We start from the raw sequence: 23,263 nt of genomic DNA, 5'->3' as shown, positions 1-23,263 counted from the left end.
ACCGCGGCGGTGTCCGGTCGGCTCGGCGGCCGCCGGACACCGCGCGGGGGATCAGGAGACGGTGATGAACTTCGCGGTGCTCGGCACCCCTTGGGCGTCGAGGGCGAAGAGCATGTAGGTCCCCGGCAGGACCACGCCGGTGTCCGCCGGTACGGACACCGTGTACGCGCCGGTCCCCGTGGCCGTGGAGACGAGCGGGACCCGCCGCTGGTCGTTGTCCGTGGAGTGGGTGGCGGCCGCGGCCCGCATCAGGACGAAGGAGGCCACCGGCGCCTGGGTGCTCACCGTGAGCGAGGTGCCCGGGGCCGCCCTGGAGGGTACGCCCCCGGTGATGACGGGACGCGGCTTCGGCGATCCGTCCGCGTTCAGCAGGTACGGCGGGGTGAAGACGGATCCGTCGGCGTGGTTGGTCGCGCAGTCACCGCACAGGCCGCCGCCGCCCGAGAAGATCCGGCCGTCCGGCAGCAGGTTGGCCGTGCTGTGGTAGTTGCGCGGTATGGCCATGGTGGCGAGCGGGGTGAAGGTGCCGGTCGCCGGGTCCCACAGCTCGGGGGCCAGTACCGAGGTGGCGTCGCTGAACGGCACCGGATAGGCCTGTCCGCCGAAGACGGCCACCTTGCCGTCGGGCAGGACGACGCTGTTGCCGAAGGCGCGGGCGTGCTCCATGTCCCCGGTGCGGGCGGCCCGTACGGTCCGGCCGCCGTCCGAGATGCTCACCGTGTAGGCGCGCCGGGTGGCCGGGGTCTTCTCGTAGGCGGGCGAACCGCCGAGGGTGAGCAGTTTGCCGATGTCGTACGCGACGGCGTTGCCGGTCATGGCGTCCTGGCTGTCGGCGCGGGTGCCGGCGGCAGTGATGCTGCCCTGACCGGCGGTGGAGATCCAGTTCATCTGCTTGCTCGGGCCCAGTTGCAGTACCCTGCCGCCCGAAGTGGCGTACAGCCACATGTGGTTGTCGGCCCGGTAGGGTCCGGCCGGGTCCGCGGTCAGCGCGGGGACGGCCGAGACACCGGGGAGCCTGCGCCAGGTACGGGTGTCCGGCGACCAGGCCTCGCCGGCCTTGTCGGTGTTCGCGGTTCCGCTCCAGGACCCGCCGAGCACGAAGGCCTCCCCGGTGGAGAGCAGGGTCATGGCCTGGTAGCCGCGGGCGATGTTCATGCTGGTGGTGGCGGACCACTGGTCGGTGGCCGGATCGTAGATGCTCGCCTTCTCGGCGTTGCTCCCGCCGGTGACGAGGACGCGTCCGTCGGCCAGCATGGCGATGCCGGGACAGAACATGTCGTGGCCGGTGTTGTCGATGCGCCGTTGCGTCACCTTGCCGGTCTTCAGGTCGAGGATCGCGGTCTGGGTGTAGCCGTTGCTGCCGCCGAAGCGGTCGACGGCGTACGCGGACCAGGCGAGCAGTTTGTCGCCGGGCAGGGCCGCGGTGGCGACGGGCACCAGGGGGAAGCCGGTGATCCGGTCCCAGGAGCCGTGGACGGCCGGGCTGGCCGGTCCGCTGAGGCGTATCTCGGCGGCGGAGGTCCAGGGGCCTCGGCCGCCGGCCTCGCTGGTCACGGTCAGCCGTATGAAGCGCGCCGTCTCGGTGCGCAGGAACGTGGCGGTCTTGACGGTGTCGTCGTCGCGCCAGGTGCCCGCGGCGACCGGCGCGCCGAAGGCGGTGCCGTCGGTGCTGGTGGTGATGGTGTAGGCGCCGGCCCGGCCGTTGCCCCCGTCCAGGCGGGGGTGGTAGACGAGGGCGGAGACGGCGGCGGTGCGGTGCATGTCGATGGTGATGCTGTGCGGCAGCGGGGCGGGGGTGCCCGACCACCGGCTGTGCCAGAGGGTGTTGGCGTCGCCGTCGAGCACGTTGGCCGCGCGGCCGTTCTCGCCGGTGGTCTCCTCGTCGCCGGCCGTGGCGGTCCAGCCGGTCCGGGACAGGTCGACGGTGGCCGCGGGGGTGCCGGGGTCGCCGAGCAGGTTGATCTCGGCGGCGGAGGTCCAGGGCCCGCGGCCGCCGGCCTCGGTGAGCGCCGTCAGCCGTACGAAGCGGGCGCCCTGCGGGGCGAAGCCGAGCGTCTTGGCGCTGCCGTCGTCCGCGAGCGTACCGGAGGCGACGGGGTTCGCCTCCGCCCAGTTCCGACCGTCCGTACTGACGCTGATGCCGTACTCGCCGACGCGGCCGTTGGGTCCGTCGGTGCGGGGGAGGTAGACGAGCGCGGAGACGACGGCCGTGCGGTGCATGTCGATGGTGAGGGTGTGGGGCAGCGGGGCGGGCGTACCGGCCCACTTGCTGTGCCAGATGGTGCCGGTGTTGCCGTCGAGCACGTTGGCCGCGCGGCCGTTCTCCCCGGAGGTCTCCTCGTCACCGGCCGTGGCCGTCCAGCCGGTCCGGTCGAGGACGGGAGCCGTGGGCTCCATGGCGTTGGCGGGCGCGATGCCGTGGTGGGGTGACTGCCGCGCGGTCTGCTGGTCGAAGGGAACGGGTGCGGGCCGCGGCGAGGGAGCGCGCCCGGCCGCGGCCGGACCGGTGACCGCGATCCAGGGCATCAGCCCGATCAGCAGCGATCCCAGCCCCAAGGCGATGAGCAGGTGGGAGCGGCGTAACGCGCGGGGAAAGGCGAGGAAGCGTCGCCTGTGCTGCAATCTGACCTCCGGGGGTGAACTGGTGCATACCCCACAGAACATAGGCCAGTGGCATCACAACTCAGAGGGAATCAAGGTGAGTTGGCGCGAACCAGCGCCACCCGATGACAAGTAGGCCCTTTATCCCTGACATTCATCACTTTCCGCCGTGCCGGAGCGGTCCGAGGCTGGATGACGAAGGCGATGGCACGAGAGTGAGGGGGACGCGTACGTGACGGCGATGGAGCGGGCGCGGGGGGACGTGACGGCCCGGCCGACGAGGGCCGGGATCGTACGGGTGTGGGCCGGGTCGCTGGCCGCGGTGCTGGTGCGGCGGCGGGCGGGGCCGGGGGTGCGGCACTCGGCGGAACTGCGGCAGTTGGTACTGGCCCTGGCGGCGAGCGAGGCCATCGCGGCCGTGCTGCTCTCGACGATGCTGCCGCCCGGCGTCCGGCCGGTGCATGCCGCGCTGGAACTGCTGCTGATACTGGCCGGGTTGGGGCTGCTGGCGGCGGTGGCCCGGCATCCGCACACCGTGGACGCGGAACGGGTCGTCCTGCGCACCGGGTTCCTGGGGGACGTGACGCTGCCCCGCCCGTCGGTCCGCTCCGTTACGCCGGCCGTCCGGACCGTCCCCGGCCGCGGCCCGCGGCCGGTGCCGGGTGAGCCGGGGGCGGTGGCCTGTTCGGTGGCCGGCCCACTGAACGCGGCCCTGCGCCTGGAGCCGCCGGTCCGTCTCGACCTCGGTCCCGCCGGGGTGGTGGACGCGACGACCGTGTACGTCTCGGCCGACTCCTGGCCCGACTTCGCGGCCGCCCTCGCCCTTCCGCGAGATTTTTCGAAGAGGCACCCATCCGGGGGCTCCGGGGCTCCGAAGTAGCGGCGAGACCCTCTCCGGGGGCTCACTTCACCCCCGTACGATCTGCGGTCCCCCTCCCGGGAGGGGGAGGACCGCGGAACAGGAGCGAATGTGATAGCCAAGCGCACTGGTCGCCTCATGGTGCTGACCGCCGGGCCCGCCGCCGTCTGCCTCGCCCTCGGGCTCTCCTGCCCGGCCCTCGCCGCGGAGGGAGGCAAGGCGTACCAGATCGACCTCGCGCAGCTCAACGACTCCGGCTCGCGCGGTACGGCCATGCTGAGCCTCAAGGGCAACCAGCTGACCGTGCAGATCGAGTCCGAGGGCATGGTGCCCGGGCAGCCCTCGGCCCAGCACCTGCACGGCTCGACCAAGGGGCACGACTTCAAGTGCCCGGACGCCACCGACGACACCAACCGCGACGGGGTCCTCAGCAACACCGAGGCCACCGTCGACTACGGCGACATCAACATCTCGCTCACCACGTCGGGGGACACCAAGGCGGCCAGCGGGCTCGCCGTGGACCGGATGCCCGTCGCCGACAAGCAGGGCAAGCTCTCGTACAAGCGGACGATCACCGTGGCGCAGGACGTGGTCGACCACATCAAGGACCTGCACATCGTGCAGCACGGCATCGACCGCAACGGCAACGGCACGTACGACGTCCAAGGGGCCGGCAAGAGCGAGCTCGACCCGAAGCTGCCGCAGGAGGCGACCGCTCCGACCAACTGCGGCATGGTGATGGGCGCTTCGGTGGGCTCCCTCCCGGTCGGGGGCATCGAGACGGGCGGCGGCGCCGCCCAGAGCGGGCACGGGAACGCGACCCTGCCGGCCGGAGCCGCGCTCGCCGTGTCCGCGGCGGCGGCCGGGGTGGTGCTCCTCGCACGGCGGCGCTCCTCGCCGGCTCCGGTCCGTACGGAGACCGAGGGCGCCGCCGCATGAATCCCGGTCACACCTCCCCGCGCACCGTGCGCCGCGCCCTCGGCGCCGCCGCCCTCGCCACGCTGCTGCTGACCGCCTGCGGGGGCAAGGGCCCGGCGGCGTCCTCCGCCCCGGCCGGCGGCGCCGCCGCGAGCGTTCCCACCGCGGAGGCGTCGGCGGGCGGACACCACTCATCGCCGCCGAAGGCCGGAGCGCAGGCCGAGCCCGCCCTCGCCCGCTCGGAACCGCAGAAGATCGCCATCCCCTCCCTCGGTCTCTCCAGCACCCTGGAGACGCTGCGCCAGAACGCGGACGGCAGCATGGAGACGCCGAAGAACCCCGCCCTCGCGGGCTGGTACGAGCCGGGCCCGACCCCCGGCTCCCAGGGCCCGGCCGTCATCGCCGGCCATGTGACCTGGAACGGCGCGGCGGCCGTGTTCGAGAAGCTGAAGACGATGAAGGCCGGTGACACCATCCAGGTCACCCGGCGGGACGCCAAGACGGCCACGTTCACGGTGGAGCGGGTGGCCGAGTACCCGAAGGCCGAGTTCCCCACCCTCGACGTCTACAGGAACCTCGACTACGCGGGCCTGCGCCTGGTCACCTGCGGCGGCGACTTCGACCCGAAGAAGCACTACTACGACAGCAACGTGGTCGTGTTCGCCCGCATGACGAGCGCCGTATGACGAGCGCCGCGTGACGGCCCCGTCACACCTCGGCTGAGGGCCGGCCGGGGGGAAGCCCGGCGCCCCGGTCAGAGGACGGGCTCGCCGATGCCCAGCAGGTTGCCCTCGCTGTCCCGGAACCAGGCGGCGCGCTCCCCCCGCGCCCCCTTGCTCGGGTAGTTCCCCGCGATCTCGGCGATCCCGTCCTCCGTCCGGAAACCGGGCGCGTCCACGTTTTCGAACGTCACACCGCGCCCCCTCAGTTCCGCCACGACCGCCTCGATGTCCTCGACCGTCAGCGCCATCTGGGTGAACGTGCCGGGCGAGGATCCCGTCGACGTGAACAGCACGAACTCCGTCGTCCCGCACCGGTACAGCAGCCCGCCGGGCCGCTCGTCGACGGGCTCCAGCCCGAGCCGCTCGGCGTAGAACCGCCGCGCCCGGTCCAGGTCCCGGGCCGGAAGCCGGGTCGAGACGTGCGCGCGGGCCAGGGTGTTCCCGTCGTCGGCGTTCATGCCTCCACTCTGCCCGCCGCGCCGCGCACCGGCGGCGGCCACTCCCCTTCCCCGCGCCTCCACCCCCCGAATGGCCCCCCGGCACGCGCCGTCGCACCCTGGAGGGGTGAAGACCGAAGGGAGCGCCACGGCCCGCGGTGCGATCGCGGGATTCCTGGAGAATCCCGTCATCGGCATGGCGCCGTGGATCATCTTTTCGCTGCTCGTCGGACCGGGCAGGTTCGAGATCGCGGTGGCTCTCGCCCTCGCGACGACGATCGTGCTGGTCACGGCCGGGCGGGTCATCAACCGGGGCAGCTCGTGGAAGCTGCTGGAAATCGCCGACCTGGTCTTCTTCGCGATCCTCGCCGTCGTCGGCCTGCTCGCGAGCGAGGAGACCCGCACGTGGCTGGAGACGTACGCGGGTGAGGTCTCCAACATCGCCCTCGTCGTGATCGCCTTCGGGTCGATGGCGATCCGGATGCCGTTCACCCTCCAGTACGCGCGGGAGCGCGTCGACCCGGAGTACTGGAACAAGCCCACGTTCCTGCGGACGAACTACCTCATCACCGGGGTGTGGGGGCTGGCGTTCCTGGTGGCCGCGGTGGCGGGCGCGTACGGCGACCTCGTCCTGCACAATCCCAGCAACATCTGGACCGGATGGATCATCCAGATCCTGGCCATCGTGGCGGCCCTGCGCTTCACCGCCTGGTATCCGGAGGTCGCACGCGCCCGGGCCCTGCGGGACGCGGGGCAGCCCGGGCCCGCGCCGCCGAACCTCGCCGGGATGTTCGTACCCCTGGCCGGACTGCTGGTGCCGATCGGCATCGCCGTCCTGATCTTCGACGACAACGTGTGGTGGCTGGGCGTGGCGCTGATCGTGGTCGGCGGCCTGCTCACGAAGCGCTTGACCGCGCACGACTGATCGGGCACAACTCCGGGGCCGAGCTGCGCGGTTCGGCGTGCGCACCGGGATCCGGGGCACCCCGCGGGGACGGCGGAAGGTGACTGGATCGCCGGGGTGCGGTACGAAGTCCCACGTGAACGATCAGATCCAGCCCCCGTCCGCCACCGCGACCACCCGCGTGTTCATCGCCCTCGCCCCGCCCGACGACGCCAAGGAGGAGCTGGCGCGGGAGCTGCGGGCCTCTTACCGGGCCTACCCGGACCTGCGGTGGAACCGTATCGAGGACTGGCACATCACCCTGGCGTTCCTCGGCGAACTCCCGGTTTCCGCGGTCCCCCTCCTCCAGCCACCGCTCGCCGCCCTCGCGGCGGCGCACCGGCCTCTGGAGCTGGCGCTGCGCGGCAGCGGGCACTTCGACCGGCGTGTCCTGTGGAGCGGGATCGACGGGGAGGTCGAAGGGCTGCACCTGCTCACTTCCCAGGTCCGTACCATCGTCAGGGAGTGCGGCATCGCGTTCGAGGACCGGCCCCTGCGTCCCCACCTCACGCTGGCCCGCTCCCGCCGCAGCGACCCGTCGAGCACCCTGGAAGTGGCGGCCACGCTCACGGAGTTCGCCGGCCGCACATGGCGGGCCGAGCGCCTCCATCTGGTCGGCAGCAACATAGGCCGCGGCCCCGGCCCGATCCACTACCGCGACATCGAATCCTGGGAATTCGAAAAGTAAGCCATACGTACAAGCTCGGACGATTTTACTGAACCGAGATATTTTGAAGCCGTGTCCGATGGCCGCAACTTCGCGCCGATCGGACAAAACTGGTCCGCCGTCGAGAGCCAGTACGCAATGTCACCCGACACAGATCCCGTCCGGGGCTGTTTCAGCAACACAATGCGGAGGTATCACGATTGAGTTGCACCAGAACGGACAACCGAAAACGTCGCACCGAGCAGCGCACGACCCGCCGTATCGCCACCGTCCTCACGTTCTGCGTCATAATCTCCCTGGCCAGCTTCACCGGCCCCGCCGCCGAGGCCGAGGCGGCCTCACCCTACGGCGCCAAGGCCGTCGAGATCGCCGCATCCAAGCGGGGTGCACCCTACGTGTACGGAGCGACCGGGCCGAGGGAATTCGATTGCTCGGGCCTCACCCTCTACGCCTTCCGAAAGGCCGGCCGGGTGCTTCCCCGCACCGCCGACGAACAGTACGAACACACGCGACACATCGGCCGTGTGCAGCGCGTACCGGGGGATCTGGTGTTCTTCCCCGCCGGTGCGACCATAGGACATGTGGGAATCTACGCCGGTCATGACAAGATCTGGCACGCCCCGCGGCCAGGCACCCGCGTACGGCTCGAACGCATCTGGAGCGGAAACGTCCGCTATACCCGTGCCACCTGAGCCACCTGAGCCACCGCTCCTGATCCCGGCCCCGGTACCGGTCCTCTAGCCCTGCCCCTGCCCCTGCCCCTGGTCCTGGTCCCGGGGCGCACCGAAACGCGCGAGGTAGTGCCACACCCTCTTGAGGGCCTGGGGGTCGTGCTCACCCGTCCGGGCGGCGTCCCCGAGGACGCGGGGGTCGAGGAAGCCGTCGACCGCGACGCGGACGCCCAACTCGACGTACTCCCGACCGCGGTAGTCGGGGTGGAGGCTGAGCTCCTCGACGCCTAGGCGGAAGCCGGGGTGCCATTCCAGGGGGCAGCCGAGACGCCGGGCGGCTTCCTCCACGGCCGTGTCCTGGAAACAGGGGTCCAGGACCAACGCCTCCACGTCGCGGTCCATCCGGACCGGTCCGTGCACCTGTGCCTCGATGTAGTCGTCGAGCGCGTCCTGGTCGTCGGCCTCGGCGAGCTTTATCAGCCCCATGCGTTCGGCGACACCGAAGTCGGACGGCTCCAGGAAACTGTCGGGGTAGCAGAACGTGGTCCGCGCCAGCGTCGCGACGGTGAGCCGGAAGTGGGCGGAACCGAAGCGTGGCGCCGCACCGACCGCCTTGTCGCGGAAGTTCAACGCCCCGTAGGCGGGGCGTTCCTGCGCCGGTTCCGCGTCATAGGCTCCGCCGAAGATCCGGCTCTCCCAGCGCCACCGGTCGCCCCCGGGGTGGGCCGTCAGGCCGCCGTTGCTCGTTCCGGTGACGAACTGCGAGTGGTAGACCTCGTCGTCGGCCAGCGCGTCCAGCGTCGACCGGCCGTGTGCCACACGGTCGGGGTGGAAGTTGAGGGTCACCCGCAGCGCCGGGTCGACCGCAGGGCCGGACGACAACTGCGCGACATGGCGAACGGCCCGCTCCTGCGGCGTCCCGGAGGCATCGAAACTCATCCGGACAGTGTTCCCCACACCGGTCACCCGGCGCGCGCGGATATCCGCCGCACCCCGGACCCGCGCCCCTCGTACGTGAAGGCCCGCACCGCGCCGGGGGTTTCGGGGTGGGCGCCGTTCTCGACGGCGGACGGCAGGAGGTGGGGGCGCCGGACGGGGTAGGCGCCTAAGTCGCCTACGAAATACCAGACTTGGGCGGGGCGGCGGGCACGACGGCGGGGCGTGGCAGCGTACGGGGCGCCGTGCCCCGTCACCTCGCAGCGTGGCGTCCGCCGAGCCGACCACCTCGCGTACGCCCGGGATGGGCGAGTCACCCCGGATTCCGCCCGCCGGGAACGCCGGGGCGCCGCGTCGGGGGCGGTGCGGATCGGGTCCCTGCCCCGGGAGCGCGCCGACGGCTGCCTCACCGGTTCGGCGCCGTCCCGAGTACCCCCCATCCCTCCGCGAAAGCCCTGATCAGCGCCCCGGCCGGACCGCTCGTTCTCCGCCACCGACCAAGCCTTCAGCGGGAAAACTCTTGATGCCGCAGTAGAATGGCGGGTTGTTCGACGCCGGACCGGAACAACCCGGGCAAACCTGGGCTCCGCCGGCAACCCGGATGTCCCCCGGGAGCGAGACGCGAGGGCCGATGGCAGCCACACCTGAGCACGGTGACCTGACCCTGCTCGACGACGACGCGCACGAGGATTCCGGCAAGTTCGCCCGGTTCTCCGCCGGGCCCGCCGCCGGCACGCGCACCCTCGTCGACATCTTCGAGTCGTCCGTACGGGCCTACCCCGACGAACTCGCCCTCGACGACGGCTCCGCCCAGCTGACCTACCGGGCTCTGGCCGTCGAGGTCGAGCGCCGCCGGCGCGCGCTCGCCGCGGCCGGCGTGGGGCTCGGCGACCGGGTCGGCGTCCGCGTGCCCTCCGGCACCAACGAACTGTATGTGGCCATTCTCGCCGTACTCGCCGCCGGCGCCGCCTATGTCCCGGTCGACGCCGAGGACCCCGACGAGCGCGCCGAGCTGGTCTTCGGCGAGGCCGGCGTACGGGCCGTACTGGGCGGCGGGCAGCGCATCGACGTCACCGGCCCGCCGGACGCCGCCGCGTCCGCCGCGCGCCCGGGCCCCGAGCACGACGCGTGGATCATCTTCACCTCCGGCTCCACCGGCAAGCCCAAGGGCGTCGCCGTCAGCCACCGCAGCGCCGCCGCGTTCGTGGACGCCGAGGCCGCGCTCTTCCTCGCCGAGGAGCCCATCGGCCCCGGCGACCGGGTCATGGCCGGCCTGTCGGTCGCCTTCGACGCCTCCTGCGAGGAGATGTGGCTGGCCTGGCGCTACGGCGCCTGCCTCGTGCCGGTCCCCCGCTCCCAGGTCCGCAGCGGCGCCGACCTCGGCCCCTGGCTGGTGGAGCAGGAGATCACCGTGGTCTCCACCGTGCCGACCCTGGCCGCGCTCTGGGAGCCCGAGACCCTCGACGAGGTCCGGCTGCTGATCTTCGGTGGCGAGGCCTGCCCGCCCGAGCTGACCCAGCGCCTGGTCACCGAGGGGCGCGAGGTCTGGAACACGTACGGGCCCACCGAGGCCACCGTCGTCGCCTGCGCCTCACTCCTGACCGGTGAGGAGCCGATCCGGATCGGTCTCCCGCTGAACGGCTGGGAGCTGGCCGTCGTCGACGAGTCCGGCGAGCCGGTGCCGATGGGCGGCAGCGGCCAGCTCGTGATCGGCGGCGTCGGCCTGGCCCGCTACCTCGACCCCGAGAAGGACGCCGAGAAGTACGCCCCGCTGGAATCCCTCGGCTGGGACCGCGCCTACCGCAGCGGCGACCTCGTCCGCGCCGAACCGGAAGGCCTGATCTTCCTCGGTCGGGCCGACGAGCAGATCAAGCTCGGCGGCCGCCGGATCGAGCTGGGCGAGGTGGACGCGGCGCTCCAGGCGCTGCCCGGCGTCGCCGGCGCGGCCGCGGCCGTCCGTACGGCGCGCAGCGGCAACCAGCTGCTGGTCGGCTACCTGGTCGCCCAGGAGGGCTGGGACCAGGCGGCGGCCGTGGAGCGGCTGCGCGCCGAGCTCCCGGCGGCGCTCGTACCGCTGCTGGCCCGGGTCGACGAGCTGCCGACCCGCACGTCCGGCAAGGTCGACCGCAACGCCCTGCCCTGGCCGCTGCCGGAGCTGGAGACCACGGGGCCGACCGAGCAGCTGTACGGCACCGAGGCCTGGCTCGCCGAGCAGTGGACCGAGACGCTCGGGGTGAGCGTCAGCGGCGCCGCCGACGACTTCTTCGCCATAGGCGGCAACAGCCTCGCCGCCGCCCAGCTCACCACCCGCCTGCGCACCCGCTACCCGCGCGCGGCCGTCCTCGACATCTACCAGCAGCCCGTCCTGCGCAAGCTGGCCCGGCGGCTGGAGAAGTCCGTACAGGACGACGACGCGGCCCGGAGCGTCGCGCCCGTTCCGCTGCGTGCCAAGGTCGTGCAGACGCTCCTGCTGCTTCCGCTGTTCACCGTGGTCGGGCTGCGCTGGAGCGTGGCCCTGCTGGCGCTGGGCAACGCGCTGCACTGGTTCGGTGCCTACGCGTGGGCGCCGACCGCCTCCTGGTGGGCCGTCGTACCCGCCGCCGCGCTCCTCTTCAGCCCGCCGGGCCGCCTCGCGATCGCGGCCGGCGGCGCTCGCCTGCTGCTGCGCGGGGTGAAGGCGGGACGCCACCCACGCGGCGGAAGCGTGCACCTGAGGCTGTGGACGGCCGAGCGGCTTGCCGAGTACGCGGGCGCGACCTCGCTCACCGGTTCCTGGCTGGAGCGGTACGCACGGGCCCTCGGCGCGAAGGTCGGCCCCGAGGTGGACCTGCACTCGCTGCCTCCGGTGACGGGCATGCTCAAGCTGGGCCGCGGCTGCGCCGTGGAGTCCGAGGTGGACCTCTGCGGGCACTGGCTGGACGGCGACCGCCTGGTGATCGGCCCGGTCAAGGTGGGCGCGGGCGCCGTGGTCGGCACCCGCAGCCTCCTCTTCCCCGGCGCCCGCGTCGGCAAGCGGGCCGAGGTGGCCCCCGGCTCGGCCGTGTCCGGTACGGTTCCCACCGGCCAGCGCTGGGCCGGGGCCCCGGCCGTCAAGCTCGGCAAGGCCAAGCACAACTGGCCCAAGCAGCGCCCGCCGCGCGGGCTCTTCTGGCGGGCCGCCTACGGGGCCGCCGGCATCGGCCTCACCGCGCTGCCGGTGCTCTCCACGCTGCCCGCGCTGCTCGTGGTGAGCCGGTTCGTGCCCGCCGACGCGGGTCTGGCCGAGGCCCTGCGCGGGGCGCTGGTCGCCGTAGTGCCCGGGGCGCTCGCCTACGGGTTCACGTACGCGGCCCTGCTGCTGGTCTCCGTACGCCTGCTCAGCCTGGGCCTGCGCTCCGGAACGCATCCGACGCACAGCCGGGTCGGCTGGCAGGCCTGGACCGTCACGCAGCTGATGGACCTGGCCCGAGAGACGCTCTTCCCGCTGTACGCGGGTCTGATCACCCCGGTGTGGCTGCGGCTGCTCGGGATGAAGATCGGCCGGGGCGCGGAGGTCTCCACCGTGCTCGCGCTGCCGAGCCTGACCACCGTCGGCGAGGGCGCGTTCCTCGCCGACGACACGCTGACCGCCCCCTACGAGCTGGGCGGCGGCTGGATGCGCATCGGGCACTCCGAGATCGGCCGCCGGGCTTTCCTCGGCAACTCGGGCATGACCGCTCCCGGCCGCAGCGTGCCGGACGGCGGCCTGGTCGGCGTCCTGTCGGCGACCCCGAAGAAGGCCAAGAAGGGCAGCTCGTACCTGGGCCTGCCGCCGGTGAAACTGCCCCGGTCGGCCGAGTCCTCCGACCAGAGCCGGACCTACGATCCGCCCGCGCGGCTGCTGTGGGCGCGCGGACTGGTGGAGCTGTGCCGGCTCCTGCCGGTGTTCTGCTCGGCGGCGCTGGCCGTGCTGATGGTGGCGGCGCTGTGCGCCCTGGCCACGGCGAGCGGCGGCCCGGGGGTCTGGGGTACCGCGCTGCTGTCCGGGGTGGTCCTGCTCGCCGCGGGCCTGGCCGCGGGCGCCGTCTCGGTGGTCGCGAAGTGGCTGCTCGTGGGCCGGCACCGGACGGGTGAGCACCCGCTGTGGAGCGGCTTCGTATGGCGCAACGAGCTGGCCGACACCTTCGTCGAGGTGCTGGCCGTGCCCTGGCTGGCCGGCGCGGTTCCCGGTACGCCGCTGCTGAACCTGTGGCTGCGCGCGCTGGGGGCCCGCATCGGCCGGGGCGTGTGGTGCGAGAGCTACTGGCTGCCCGAGTCGGACCTGGTGGAGCTGGGTGACGGGGTCACCGTGAACCGCGGGTGCGTGTTGCAGACTCACCTCTTCCACGACCGGATCTTGAGGACGGATACTGTGGTCCTCCGCGAGGGCGCCACGCTGGGCCCGGGCGGCATCGTCCTGCCCGGAAGTTCGGTCGGGGCCCACAGCACACTGGGTCCCGCCTCTCTCGTGATGGCCGGGGAATCCGTCCCCGCCGACACCCGTTGGCTGGGCAACCCGATCGAGGCATGGCGGACCTGACGAGGGCCCGGGCACAGCGCAGGGAGCGGAAGCGGCAATGAACGGCCAGAGAACAGCGGCATCGGACCCGTACTTCCCCGACAACGGAGACTCCCGTTACCGCGCGCACCGGTACGAACTCGCTCTGGAGTACCGGCCCGGCCCCAACCGGCTGACCGGTACCGCCCGGATCAGCGCGATCGCCGGGCGGGCCCCGCTCGCCGAGTTCCACCTGAACCTGGCCGAGTTCAAGATAGGCCGGGTCATGGTGAACGGCCGGGCCCCGCACTACACCCACCGGGGCGGCAAGCTCCGCATCCGCCCGGCCAAGCCGCTGCCGGCCGGCGCCGCCTTCACGGTGGAGGTGCACTGGGCCGGCAACCCCAAGCCGGTCCGCAGCCCCTGGGGCGGGCTCGGCTGGGAGGAGCTGACCGACGGCGCGCTGGTGGCCAGCCAGCCGGTCGGCGCGCCCTCCTGGTACCCGTGCAACGACCGGCCCGCCGACAAGGCCTCGTACCAGATCTCGGTGAACACCCCCTCCTCATACACGGTGGTGGCGGGCGGGCGGCTGCTCACCCGGACGACCAAGGCCTCCACGACGACGTGGGTGTACGAGCAGCCCGCGCCGACCTCCAGCTACCTGGTCGGCCTGTCCATCGGGGTCTACCAGACGGTGCTGCTCGGCGATCCGGGCCTCGGCGGGGTGCCGATGACGGCGCACGTACCGGCGCACCTGCTGCCGCAGTTCTCCCGCGACTTCGCCCGGCAGCCGGCCATGATGCAGCTGTTCGAGGACCTGTTCGGGCCCTATCCCTTCGGCGAGTACGCGGTCCTCGTCGCCGACGAGGAACTGGACGTGCCGGTGGAGGCGCAGGGCCTGTCCCTGTTCGGCGCCAACCACGTCGACGGCGCCCGCGGGTCGGAGCGGCTCGTCGCCCACGAGCTCGCGCACCAGTGGTTCGGCAACAGCCTGACCATCACCGACTGGCGGCACATCTGGCTCAACGAGGGCTTCGCGAAGTACGCGGAGTGGCTGTGGTCGGAGCGCTCCGGCGGCCGCAGCGCGCACGAGCACGCGGCCGCGGCGCACCGGCTGCTGGCCACGCTGCCGCAGGACCTGCGGCTGGTGGACCCGGGCCGCAAGCTGATGTTCGACGACCGCCTGTACCAGCGCGGGGGGCTCGCGGTGCACGCGATCCGCTGCGCGCTGGGCGACGGCGCGTTCTTCCGGATGCTGCGCGACTGGGCCACGGTGCACCGCCACGGCGTGGTGAGCACCGCCGCCTTCACGACGCACGTGGGCCGGTACGCGAGCGAGCCGGTGGACGAGGTGTTCTCGGCCTGGCTGTACGAACCCTCCCTGCCCCCGCTGCCCGTGCCGCCGCCCGTACGGCCCTCGGCGTCGACGCCGGCGAAGCCGGGGTACCCGCCCACGAACGGCCGGGCGGCCGGACGTGCCTCTGCCTGAGCGCCGGCACCGAACGCGACCGCGCCGGCGGTTCAGCCGTACGACCGGCGGTTCAGCCGTACAGCCGGCGTTCCGCCGTACGACCGGCGCCCGCCGCAGGCCTACCGGCGCAGGTCGCGGGCCGCTGCCTCCCGGTAGGGGCGGAAGAACGCGCGGAGCTCCTCGGCGTACAGCTCCGGCTCCTCGAAGGGTGCGAAGTGGCCGCCGCGCGGGGGCTCGGTCGCGTACACGACGTTCGCCGTACGCTCCAGCCATGCCCGCGGCGGCCGGACCACATCGCCCTGGAAGATCGAGAACCCGGACGGGACCTCGACCCGGCGGGCGTGCTGCGCGGGCGGGATGGCGGCGTTCGCCCGGTACATGCGCATCGACGAGCCGATCGTCCCGGTGAGCCAGTAGAGCGTGACGTTGGTGAGGATCTCGTCCTTCGTGAAGCTCCGCTCGATGTCACCGTCGCAGTCGCTCCACGCCCGGAGCTTCTCGACGATCCAGGCGGCGAGCCCGGCCGGCGAGTCGGTGAGCCCGAAGGCCGCGGTCTGGGGTTTCGTACGCTGCACTGCGGCGTACGCGCCCTCGGTCGCCCCCCAGGCCGCGGCGGCCTCCAGCCAGGCGCGCTCCTCGGGGGCGAGTTCCGCCGGGTCGCCGGTGAAGAGCGGCAGGCCCGCGTCCGTACGGTGGACCGCCACGACCCGTTCGGGGTGGTCGAGCGCGAGGTAGCGGCTCACGTGGCTGCCGAGGTCCCCGCCCGCCGCGCCGAACCGCTCGTACCCCAGCACGTCCATGAGCTCGGCCCACAGTCCGGCGACGGCGACGGTGTCGAGAGGCGCTCCGGTGGGGCGCTCGGAGTACCCGAAGCCCGGCGCGTCGGGGACGACCACGTCGAACGCGTCGGCGGGATCGGCGCCGTGCGCGCCGGGGTCGGCGAGGAGCGGGACGACCTTCACGTACCGCCAGAACGAGTCGGGCCAGCCGTGGCCGAGGACCAGCGGCAGGACGGGCGCCCCGGGCGGGGCGACGGCACGGGCGTGCACGAAGTGGATCCCGGGCCCGGATCCGCCGCCGAGCGCGACGCGGAAGTGCGGCAGGCGGGCGAGCTCCGCCTCCCGGGCCGGCCAGTCGAACCCGTCCGCCCAGTAGGCGACGAGTTCGCGCAGGTAGCCGAGGTCGGTCCCGAGGGACCAGCCGGCGTCCTCGGGTGCGTCCGGCCAGCGCGTCGCGCGCAGTCGCGCGCGGAGGTCTTCGAGGTCCGCGGGGTCGGTGTGCGGGATGAACGGCTCGGGGCGACGGGAGGCGTCCGACATGGGCGCCAGCCTAATGTCAGCAGCGGTTGGACGCGCCGTTCTGGCGGGTCAGGTTGTCGTTGGACATCCAGCCGGACGCGTTCGTGTCGGTGGCGTGGACGTAGGTCCACTTGTTGCCGTACGCGTTGACGACGTAGCACTGGTACGTGAGCTTCGTACCCGACTTGGCCACGGCGACGGCGGGGCATTCCTGGTAGGGCCCGGTGGTGATGTGGTGGGTGCCGGACATGAAGCCGTACGTTCCCCGGTTGCGGTCCTGATGGCTCCAGCCGGTGCAGCCCGTCGACACGGGAGTGGGCTGGGAGTGCGCCGAGGAGGATGCCTTGGGGGACGCGCCGCCGCTGTTGCCGCTCGGTGCGGGCGTCGGTGACTTGCCGGGCTTGCCGGAGTCCTTGGCCGGCTTCGGGGTCCGGGGGTCCGGCGCGGTGGACGCGGTGGTGCGGGTGGTGCTCCGGGGCGGCGCGGCATGGGCCTGCGCGCCGCCGCCCTTGTCGCCGTGGTCCCCCATCGCGGCGTACGTGATCCCGCCCCCGGCCAGGACGACGGCGACCGCCGCACCGACGACGACGCGTCCGCGGGTCGCCGCCGTGGTGGTACCGGAGGCCTGGGGCCCGGTCGTCGGTGCGCCCGTGTAGGCGATCGGCCCGGACGGGGAGGGGGTGTGGGCGGGGATGTGGGCTGCGGCGGGGGTGTGGGCGGGGAAGGGGTGGCCGGGGTACGGCGGTTGCGGGGACGGCTGGGGGTACGGGACCGGCGCGGGGCCGTAGCCGGGCGGGGGCGTCGGGGCCCCTCCGTACGCGCTCCTGCCCTCGGCCACCGCCTGGAGCATCTCGCGCGCCTGGCCGGCGGTGGGCCGGTGCTCCGGCTCCTTGGCCATGAGGGCGCGCAGTACGGGTGCGAGCGCTGCGGCCCGGCGCGGCTCCGGCAGCGGCTCGGTGACGATCGCCGACAGGGTGGACCAGGCGGACGTACGGCGGAAGGGGTACGCGCCCTCGACCGCGGCGTACAGCGTCATGCCGAGCGACCAGATGTCCGACGCAGGTCCCGGTTCCCGGCCTTGCGCGCGCTCCGGCGGGAGGTAGTCGAGGGAGCCGATGATGTCGCCGCTGCGGGTCAGCTTGGCCATGTCCTCGTCGCCCGCGGCCTGCACGGTGGCTATGCCGAAGTCGGTGAGGACGACGCGCCCGTCGCGCTCCAGCAGCACGTTGGCCGGTTTGACGTCGCGGTGCAGGACCCCGGCCCGGTGCGCGGCGTCGAGGGCGTCCATCAGCTTGGCGCCGATCGCCGCGGCCTCGCGCGGCTCCAGCGGGCCGCGCCGCTCCAGTACGTCGTCGAGCGAGGGCCCGTCGACGAGTTCCATGACGATGACCGGGAGGCCTTCCTCCTCGGTCACGTCGTGCACGGTGACCACACCGCCGTGCCGGATGCGGGCGGCGGCCTGTGCTTCGCGCTGCATCCGCGTGCGCAGATCGGCCAGTTCGACGGCGGACGCGTCGGTGTAGGCGCGCATGACCTTGACGGCCACTTCCCGGCCGAGCAGTTCGTCCACGGCGCGGGCGACCACGCCCATTCCGCCGCGTCCGATCATCGCGGTCACCCGGTACCGCCCGCCGAGCACCCTGCCGACCAGCTCCGCGCCGTTCGCCTCCCCCGCCGTCACCACACGCCCCGTCCGTCGCCTTCGCCAACTCGCCTGCCGAGCAGGCCCAGCGTAATGGCACGCCTATTCGGATCGGCGCAGGACGCGACTGCGCCCCGGGCGGTTCGCCACGCCGTCGCGTGTCGAACCGCCCGGGGCGGGCCCGGACTTGCCGGTCAGTCGGTGCCGAACTCCATCGCCGCGCGGTCGAGCAGCTCGTCGTCCTCCGAGATCTCGCCGCGGGAGGCGATGGCCTCCGCGCCGCCCTCCGGCATGGCGCCGATGAGGCCGGTCGCCGCGGCCTGCGCCGCGCCGATGAGCTCGGGGTGCGCGGTACCGACGATGCCGAGGCCGGCGTACTGCTCCAGCCGCGCCCGCGAGTCGGCGATGTCGAGGTTGCGCATGGTGAGCTGACCGATCCGGTCCACCGGGCCGAACGCCGAGTCCTCGGTGCGCTCCATCGAGAGCTTGTCCGGGTGGTAGCTGAAGGCCGGGCCGGTCGTGTCGAGGATCGAGTAGTCCTCGCCGCGCCGCAGCCGCAGGGTGACCTCACCGGTGACCGCCGAGCCGACCCAGCGCTGGAGCGACTCGCGGACCATCAGGGCCTGCGGGTCCAGCCAGCGGCCCTCGTACATCAGCCGGCCGAGGCGCCGGCCCTCGTTGTGGTAGTGCGCGAGGGTGTCCTCGTTGTGGATCGCGTTGACGAGACGCTCGTACGCGGCGTGCAGGAGCGCCATGCCGGGCGCCTCGTAGATGCCGCGGCTCTTGGCCTCGATGATCCGGTTCTCGATCTGGTCCGACATGCCCATGCCGTGGCGGCCGCCGATGGCGTTGGCCTCCATCACCAGGTCGACCGGGGAGTGGAACTCCTTGCCGTTGATCGTCACCGGGCGGCCCTGGTCGAAGCCGATGGTCACGTCCTCGGCGGCGATCTCGACCGACGGGTCCCAGAACCGCACGCCCATGATCGGCTGCACGGTCTCCACGCCGGTGTCGAGGTGCTCCAGCGTCTTGGCCTCGTGGGTGGCGCCCCAGATGTTGGCGTCGGTGGAGTACGCCTTCTCGGTGCTGTCGCGGTAGGGCAGCCCGTGGGCCACCAGCCACTCGGACATCTCCTTGCGGCCGCCGAGCTCGTGGACGAAGTCGGCGTCGAGCCAGGGCTTGTAGATGCGCAGGTGGGGGTTGGCGAGCAGGCCGTAGCGGTAGAACCGCTCGATGTCGTTGCCCTTGAAGGTCGAGCCGTCGCCCCAGATCTGTACGTCGTCCTCAAGCATCGCCCGGACCAGCAGGGTGCCGGTGACGGCGCGGCCGAGCGGCGTGGTGTTGAAGTACGCGCGGCCGCCCGAGCGGATGTGGAACGCGCCGCAGGCGAGTGCGGCCAGGCCCTCCTCGACCAGCGCCGCCCGGCAGTCGACCAGGCGCGCGATCTCGGCACCGTAGGTCTTGGCACGGCCGGGCACCGACGCGATGTCGGGCTCGTCGTACTGGCCGATGTCGGCGGTGTAGGTGCAGGGGACGGCACCCTTGTCGCGCATCCAGGCGACGGCGACGGAGGTGTCGAGGCCGCCGGAGAAGGCGATGCCGACGCGCTCGCCGGTGGGCAGGGAGGTGAGAACCTTGGACATGGGAAGAGTATGCATCGAAACGCATGGCTATGCAAACCCATGAAGGCAACCCGTGGACGAGGTCGCCACCCATATCCCTGGGCCATCGCGGGGCCGGACGCTACCCTCCTGCGCATGGTTGACATGGACACGCTCCAAACCTCGTCCGGTGTGCGCCTTCGCGGCACACCGGCACGCCGCCCGCGGACCACCCCCGCCGCGCTCGCGAGGAGGGCCGGCCGGCTCACGTTCGTCTGCCTCCTCCTGCTGGCCCTCGCGGGGGCGGCGGCCGGAGGCTCCTTCGCCGCCCGGGTCTCCCCCGGTACCGGTCCGGCCGAGGCGGCCGCCGCCCGCTGGGGCGACCGCCGCCTCGACGAGGCCGCCTTCCTGACCACCCACAACGCGTTCACCAACTACGAGGACTCCCGCTGGAGTTCGGTGAACCAGGCCGAGTCGGTGCGCGCCCAGCTCGACAACGGCGTCCGCGGCCTGAGCCTGGACACGCACTGGTACGAGCGCAGCACCTGGCTGTGCGTCATCAGCTTCGGCAGCGACTGCTACCCGAGCGACGTCTACCTGTGCCACGGCGACTGCAAGACCTTCGCCGGAGCCACGTACGCCCTGCCGCGCCAGTCCTTCCAGGGCACGATGCAGACCGTGGTGGACTTCCTCGCCTCCCATCCGCAGGAGGTCGTGACCGTCTTCCTGGAGGACTACGTGGAGGCAGGCCGGCTGGGGCAGTCCCTCGGCCGGGTCAGGGGCCTGCAGGAGATGCTGTTCCGGCCCGACGACTGGGGCGTACGGCAGAACGGATGGCCGAAGGTGGCGGACCTCGTCACCGCCGGCAAGCGCCTGCTGATCTTCTCCGACCGGTCCGACCGCGAGCACCTGGGCGTCATGTACGACAAGTCCTGGACGGTGAGCAACTACTGGAGCCTCGGGGACCTGGGCGACGACCTGTCGTGCGTCACCCGCTGGCCCGACGTGCCCCTGGACCGCCAGGAGCCGGGATTTCGGCGGCTGTTCACGATGAGCCACCACCGCAACGTGCCCACCGTCCTCACCGCGGCCCTGGACAACGGCGCCAAGCTGCGGGGCCGCGTCGCCGGGCAGTGCCGGACCGCCACCGGGGGCCGCACCCCGAACTACGTCTCCGTCGACTTCCACCGGCTGTCGGACGGCAGCGGTCACACCCCCGCTTCGATCGTGGCGGAGCTCAACGGGAGCCGGTGAGCGCGGCGGTGCCCGAGCGGTCGGTCAGCGCCCGGCCCGCAGGTTCGGCTGCGGGCCGGGGGCCGGCGCGGCCGGGTCGACGGTCGCCGTGATGACCGTGGCGGCCACCACGCTGGCCAGGGCGAGCCCGGCGGCGAGCCATCGCGGGCGCGGGCCCTTACGGTGCCGGGCGGCCCTGCGGGAGCGCGGGGGCGGGGCGGCCTCGCCCTGGTGGAGGGGTTCCTGGGGTGCGGGGTACCGGTTCATCGCGGGTCGGGGTCCTCGGTGGGTCCAGTGGGGCCGGTGGGTTCGACGGGTTCGACGGGTTCGACGGTGGCGGCGGAGCCGGCGGAGGCGGCGGCCGGCTCAGTAGGTGAAGCACTCCGTATGGATGCTCTCGGCGGGGACGCCCGCCCTGAGCAGTGCCGCGGTGGTGGCGTCGGCCATGCCGGGCGGTCCGCAGAGGTAGACGTCGCGGTCGGACAGGTCGGGGACGAGCGCGCGCAGGGCCTGGGGCGCGAGCGGGTCGTACGCGGCGTCGGAGCGTCCCACCAGGTAGTGCAGGGCCGCCTGGCGCTCCGCCGCGATGGCCTCCAGCTCGTCACGCAGGACCAGCTGGCCGGCGTCACCCGCCCGGTAGAGCAGGGTCAGGTCGCCGGGGCCCGCGGGCAGGGACTCGAAGAGCGCCCGCATCGGAGTGATCCCGATGCCCCCGGCGATCAGCAACACCTTGGGCCGGGTGCGCCGCCGTCCGGTGAGGGCGCCGAAGGGACCGGTCGCGAGGACCCTGGTGCCGGGCCGGAGCCCGCGCACGCGCCGCGAGTGCCTGCCGAGCGCCTTCACCGTGATGCGGAGACGGTCGTCGCTGGCGGGCGCGGAGAGCGAGAACGGCAGGGAGGTGTGCCACAGGCCGCGGGTCAGGAACCGCCAGCGGAAGAACTGGCCCGGCTCGGCCCGGAGCTCGCGCAGCCGCCCGCCCTGGACGGTGACGGAGACGACCCCGGGCCCCTCGCGTTCGACGGTGGCGACGCGCAGCCCGTGCCGCAGGGCCTGCCGGGCCGGGACGATCCCGCGGTACCAGGTGAGCAGTACGCCGACGACGGCGTGCAGCAGGGCCCAGAACCAGGCGGTGAAGGCGGTGACGGCGACGTCGGGGCCGGCCAGCTGGTGGACGAAGCCGAGCGCGGCGGCGAGGTAGGTCAGGAGGTGGATGCCGCGCCACGTCTCCTGCGAGACCCGGCGGCGGACGGCCCGGGCGCTGACCAGGCCCACCCCCGCCAGCAGGGCGGCTCCGGCGAACGCGGCGGCGACCGCCGGGTACCGGAACAGGGCGCCGGTGGCGCCGAGCAGATCGGTCCCGGTGCGCAGGGCGTGGACGACGAGGGCGAACAGGGCGTGCGTAGCGCACAGGACCAGGACCCACCGGCCGCCGAAGGCGTGCCAGCGGGCGAGGCGGTCGGCGCCCACTCCGTGCTCGACCGCGGGCACGCGCGCCATGAGGAAGAGCATGGCGAGGATCCCGTAGCCCGCGAGGAGCCCGGTGAGGTGTGCGGTCCCCGCGATCAGCTCGTCGGGGCGGGCGGAGGGATGTACCTGCACGGCCCACAGCAGGGTGACGGCGGCCGCCCCGGCGGCAAGGCCGGCGCGCAGCCGCTCGGGCGCGGTCTTCATCTGCGGCGCCCCGCGCCGCCGGGGCCGGCGTCGGTCGAGGGGCCGCAAGGGCGCGCGGGAGAGTCATGCCGGGTGCGTTTCACATCGGCAACTATGTGCAAAGGCGTGCAGGGCAGGCAATGGCGATGACTTCCGTCACGGGCGCCGATTGCGGGTGGTATGTCCGCTCATGAGCGGTACGGGGACCCACGGTGGACCTGCCGACGACCCGAAGTGGCCGCCGTTTCGAGTTTGCATTCCTGCACTACAGACACGAGGCACGTGCCCGCCTAGCACACGCGCCGACGCGTTTTGGGCAATCCTTTACGCTTGCGCGGCGCTGCCGCAGCCCGGGTGGCCCCAGCGGTTGCCCAGCTTGGTGATCATCTCTCCGGCCGCGTACGAGGTCCCGCAGGGACAGCTCCCGGGGAACTTCGCCTTGATCGAGGCCCGGCCGCCGCGGCCGGGCTTCTTGGCAGGGGCCGTCGCCGTGGCCGCGGAGCGGGATCCGGATCCGGCTCCGGATCCCGCTCCGGATCCCGCTCCGGACCTCGCGCGCGGCGCCGAAGCGCGGGCGGGAGCGGGCTCGGGCATCGCCGCCGCGCCGAGTGCCGTTCCGGCCGCCTGCTGGGTGACGGCGGCGTCACTGGCGGCCTGGTCGGCGATCGCGTTCAAGTGGTCGCCGTCCGCGCGGTGGGCCGGAACGTAGCGGAATTCCACGTCCCGCTCGGCCAGCAGCGCGTCGATCCGCTCGACGAGCTCCCGGTTGGCCACGGGCTTGCCCGCCGCGGTCTTCCACCCGTTGCGCTTCCAGGCCGGCAGCCACTGGGTCACCGCCTTCATGGCGTACTGGGAGTCCATGCGGACCTCGACGGCGGTTCCGGGGGCCAGGGTCTCCAGCAGCCGCTGGAGCGCGGTGAGCTCACCCACGTTGTTGGTGGCCCGGCCCAGGGGGCCCGCCTCCCAGCGCTCCGGCCGGCCCTGCGCGTCGGCGACGACCCACGCCCAACCGGCCGGTCCGGGGTTGCCCTTGGCCGCGCCGTCGCAGGCGGCAATGATGCGATCAGACATCCCCCGATCATGCACCACCACCGCCCCTGCGCGAATTCGGCCCGTCTG

The 23,263-nt window shown here is 73.0% G+C and carries 18 protein-coding genes; 9 read left to right on the top strand and 9 right to left on the bottom strand.

What is annotated here, in order from left to right:
- Positions 1–51: 51 nt before the first annotated feature.
- Positions 52–2,622, bottom strand: a complete 2,571-nt coding sequence (locus CP980_RS31425; protein ID WP_229907021.1) for a galactose oxidase family protein — start codon at positions 2,620–2,622, stop codon at positions 52–54.
- Positions 2,623–2,833: 211 nt separating this feature from the next.
- On the opposite strand from CP980_RS31425, the gene CP980_RS35320 reads away from it, so the two are divergent.
- The 3 genes from CP980_RS35320 to CP980_RS31410 all read left to right on the top strand — a co-directional run bounded on the left by CP980_RS35320 (position 2,834) and on the right by CP980_RS31410 (position 5,064).
- Positions 2,834–3,481 carry a hypothetical protein gene (locus CP980_RS35320; protein ID WP_167535907.1) on the top strand — a complete coding sequence of 216 codons (648 nt, stop codon included), beginning with the start codon at positions 2,834–2,836 and terminating at the stop codon, positions 3,479–3,481.
- A 90-nt stretch (positions 3,482–3,571) separates the two neighbouring features.
- The gene (locus CP980_RS31415) at positions 3,572–4,399 is read left to right on the top strand and encodes a hypothetical protein (RefSeq protein WP_150529662.1); all 828 of its coding nucleotides are present in this window, start codon (positions 3,572–3,574) and stop codon (positions 4,397–4,399) included.
- A complete protein-coding gene (locus CP980_RS31410) occupies positions 4,396–5,064 on the top strand; it encodes a class F sortase (protein WP_132760048.1) in 669 nt (222 codons plus the stop codon). The genes CP980_RS31415 and CP980_RS31410 overlap by 4 nt, the downstream gene beginning before the upstream one ends.
- A gap of 68 nt (positions 5,065–5,132) precedes the next feature.
- On the opposite strand, the gene CP980_RS31405 is transcribed toward CP980_RS31410, so the two are convergent.
- Positions 5,133–5,558: a VOC family protein gene (locus tag CP980_RS31405; RefSeq protein WP_150529661.1), complete on the bottom strand. Its 426-nt coding sequence runs from the start codon at positions 5,556–5,558 to the stop codon at positions 5,133–5,135.
- A gap of 106 nt (positions 5,559–5,664) precedes the next feature.
- Here CP980_RS31405 and CP980_RS31400 point away from each other — a divergent pair, with 106 nt between their 5' ends.
- The 3 genes from CP980_RS31400 to CP980_RS31390 all read left to right on the top strand — a co-directional run bounded on the left by CP980_RS31400 (position 5,665) and on the right by CP980_RS31390 (position 7,839).
- Positions 5,665–6,462, top strand: a complete 798-nt coding sequence (locus CP980_RS31400) for a hypothetical protein (protein WP_229907020.1) — start codon at positions 5,665–5,667, stop codon at positions 6,460–6,462.
- A gap of 115 nt (positions 6,463–6,577) precedes the next feature.
- The gene (thpR, locus tag CP980_RS31395; protein WP_150529659.1) at positions 6,578–7,168 is read left to right on the top strand and encodes an RNA 2',3'-cyclic phosphodiesterase; all 591 of its coding nucleotides are present in this window, start codon (positions 6,578–6,580) and stop codon (positions 7,166–7,168) included.
- A gap of 239 nt (positions 7,169–7,407) precedes the next feature.
- The gene (locus tag CP980_RS31390) at positions 7,408–7,839 is read left to right on the top strand and encodes a C40 family peptidase (protein WP_123516881.1); all 432 of its coding nucleotides are present in this window, start codon (positions 7,408–7,410) and stop codon (positions 7,837–7,839) included.
- Positions 7,840–7,884: 45 nt separating this feature from the next.
- Here CP980_RS31390 and CP980_RS31385 read toward each other — a convergent pair whose 3' ends face one another.
- Complete coding sequence (locus tag CP980_RS31385) at positions 7,885–8,757, bottom strand: DUF3626 domain-containing protein (protein WP_150529658.1); 873 nt, start codon at positions 8,755–8,757, stop codon at positions 7,885–7,887.
- 628 nt (positions 8,758–9,385) lie between these two features.
- On the opposite strand from CP980_RS31385, the gene CP980_RS31375 reads away from it, so the two are divergent.
- Positions 9,386–13,291, top strand: coding sequence for a Pls/PosA family non-ribosomal peptide synthetase (locus CP980_RS31375; RefSeq protein WP_150529656.1), 3,906 nt, complete (start codon positions 9,386–9,388; stop codon positions 13,289–13,291).
- A 37-nt stretch (positions 13,292–13,328) separates the two neighbouring features.
- Positions 13,329–14,738 (top strand): M1 family metallopeptidase, encoded by a 1,410-nt coding sequence (locus tag CP980_RS31370; protein WP_150529655.1) that lies wholly within the window; start codon positions 13,329–13,331, stop codon positions 14,736–14,738.
- A 101-nt stretch (positions 14,739–14,839) separates the two neighbouring features.
- On the opposite strand, the gene CP980_RS31365 is transcribed toward CP980_RS31370, so the two are convergent.
- The 3 genes from CP980_RS31365 to argG all read right to left on the bottom strand — a co-directional run bounded on the left by CP980_RS31365 (position 14,840) and on the right by argG (position 19,303).
- Positions 14,840–16,039, bottom strand: a complete 1,200-nt coding sequence (locus tag CP980_RS31365) for an epoxide hydrolase family protein (RefSeq protein WP_150529654.1) — start codon at positions 16,037–16,039, stop codon at positions 14,840–14,842.
- A gap of 16 nt (positions 16,040–16,055) precedes the next feature.
- Complete coding sequence (locus CP980_RS31360; RefSeq protein WP_373312867.1) at positions 16,056–17,702, bottom strand: serine/threonine-protein kinase; 1,647 nt, start codon at positions 17,700–17,702, stop codon at positions 16,056–16,058.
- Between the two features lie 152 nt (positions 17,703–17,854).
- Positions 17,855–19,303, bottom strand: coding sequence for an argininosuccinate synthase (gene argG / locus CP980_RS31355; RefSeq protein ID WP_099888155.1), 1,449 nt, complete (start codon positions 19,301–19,303; stop codon positions 17,855–17,857).
- Between the two features lie 114 nt (positions 19,304–19,417).
- On the opposite strand from argG, the gene CP980_RS31350 reads away from it, so the two are divergent.
- Positions 19,418–20,515 (top strand): PI-PLC domain-containing protein, encoded by a 1,098-nt coding sequence (locus CP980_RS31350; RefSeq protein ID WP_150529653.1) that lies wholly within the window; start codon positions 19,418–19,420, stop codon positions 20,513–20,515.
- A gap of 24 nt (positions 20,516–20,539) precedes the next feature.
- Here CP980_RS31350 and CP980_RS31345 read toward each other — a convergent pair whose 3' ends face one another.
- The 3 genes from CP980_RS31345 to CP980_RS31335 form a co-directional block, all read right to left on the bottom strand.
- Positions 20,540–20,761 carry a hypothetical protein gene (locus tag CP980_RS31345; protein ID WP_150529652.1) on the bottom strand — a complete coding sequence of 74 codons (222 nt, stop codon included), beginning with the start codon at positions 20,759–20,761 and terminating at the stop codon, positions 20,540–20,542.
- A 99-nt stretch (positions 20,762–20,860) separates the two neighbouring features.
- Entirely contained in the window at positions 20,861–22,165 is a 1,305-nt protein-coding gene (locus CP980_RS31340) for a ferredoxin reductase family protein (RefSeq protein WP_132760038.1), read from the bottom strand.
- A gap of 303 nt (positions 22,166–22,468) precedes the next feature.
- Positions 22,469–23,215, bottom strand: a complete 747-nt coding sequence (locus CP980_RS31335; protein ID WP_150529651.1) for a ribonuclease H family protein — start codon at positions 23,213–23,215, stop codon at positions 22,469–22,471.
- Between the last annotated feature and the right edge of the window lie 48 nt (positions 23,216–23,263).

It is taken from the genome of Streptomyces vinaceus, from assembly GCF_008704935.1.
Taxonomy (GTDB): domain Bacteria; phylum Actinomycetota; class Actinomycetes; order Streptomycetales; family Streptomycetaceae; genus Streptomyces; species Streptomyces vinaceus.
This window is presented reverse-complemented; position numbering and strand designations above follow the sequence as displayed.